Below are 1,334 nucleotides of genomic sequence, written 5' to 3'. Positions count from 1 at the left end.
CGGGTGCGCATCTTGAAGCTGCTGCATGTGGAAGGGCCGCTCAATGGCAATGACATTGCCGATAAGCTCGACCTGCCGCAATCGACGGTTTCGACCAATATCCAGATTCTCGAGACGGCTGGGCTGATCAGGACCGAAACGCAGAAGGCGCGAAAGGGTAATCAGAAGATTTGCCATTCGACGTTTGATGAAGTGCTGGTGATGTTCAAGGAGGACATGACCCCGCTGAAGTCGAATTCGATCGAGGTCGCCATGCCGCTCGGGCTCTATACGAGCTGCGAGGTTTCGGCGCCCTGCGGGCTGTGCTCGACCGAGGGGATTATCGGGCTGCTCGACGTGCCCGAGACCTTTCTTGAGCCCGACCGGATGAAGGCGGGGCTGATCTGGTTTACCCGCGGGTTTATCGAATATCAGTTCCCCAACAATGCCAAGCTAGCCCAAAACACCATTGAAGTGCTTGAATTTGCGTTGGAATTGAGTTCGGAAGTGCCGGGGACATCGGCGGATTGGCCGAGCGATATTACGCTGTCGGTCAATGGGACCGAGATCGGCACGTGGACGTCGCCGGGCGATTTTGGCGACAAGCGTGGGGTCTATACGCCGGACTGGTGGAAGCTCAAGGGCAGCCAATATGGCAAGCTCAAGAGCTGGCGCGTGACCGGGGAAGGCACCTATGTCGATGGGGTGAAGATTTCGCCGGTGTCGCTGGTGGATCTGGATTTGTCCAATCACCACTCGATCCGGTTGCGGATTGCGGTGAAGCCGGATGCCAAGCATCCGGGCGGGATCAATATCTTTGGGCGTGGTTTTGGGAACTACGACCAGGATATTATTATGAGACTACAGACAGCTAGGTAGAGCCCCCCCCCCGTCGGCGCGCTACAGCCCTGTCTCCATCGTCATTGCCGGGCTTGTCCCGGCAATCCAGCCCGCTTCGACATGGACCACCGGGACAAGCCCGGTGGTGACGGCTGAGGTAGGGGAGGAGATTAGCGGCGTCCGCAGAGATTGCGACGCCATAAGAGTGGCGGGGGCAGCTCGTCGCCGCGCCCCTCGCCCAAAAATCATACAAAAGTGCGCAGGGCGGCTTCACAGGCCGCAATTCGTCCTGTACAACCGATTTACTGATACAAATCAGAAAAACAGATTGTATGGGAGGACGAGGGTGAAGGCGTCTGTCGTAGCGAATAAGGATTACACGATCTCCAAAATTGATGATCGTGTCTATGGGGCATTTCTCGAGCACCTCGGCCGCGCCATTTATGAAGGCATTTATGAGCCCGACCACCCGACTGCCGACAAGGATGGTATGCGTGGCGACGTCGCCAAGCTGG

General features: G+C 57.3%; 1 protein-coding gene and 1 pseudogene. Both read left to right on the top strand.

Going from position 1 to position 1,334, the window contains the following annotated elements; genetic code table 11:
• On the top strand, positions 1-858 hold an 858-nt coding region (locus J0I64_RS08240; protein ID WP_291407109.1), incomplete at its 5' end, for a helix-turn-helix domain-containing protein.
• A gap of 307 nt (positions 859-1,165) precedes the next feature.
• Positions 1,166-1,334 (top strand): annotated as a pseudogene (locus J0I64_RS08235) (alpha-N-arabinofuranosidase); the annotation flags it as partial.

The organism is Devosia sp., assembly GCF_017307565.1.
In the GTDB taxonomy this organism is placed as follows: domain Bacteria; phylum Pseudomonadota; class Alphaproteobacteria; order Rhizobiales; family Devosiaceae; genus Devosia.
This window is presented reverse-complemented; position numbering and strand designations above follow the sequence as displayed.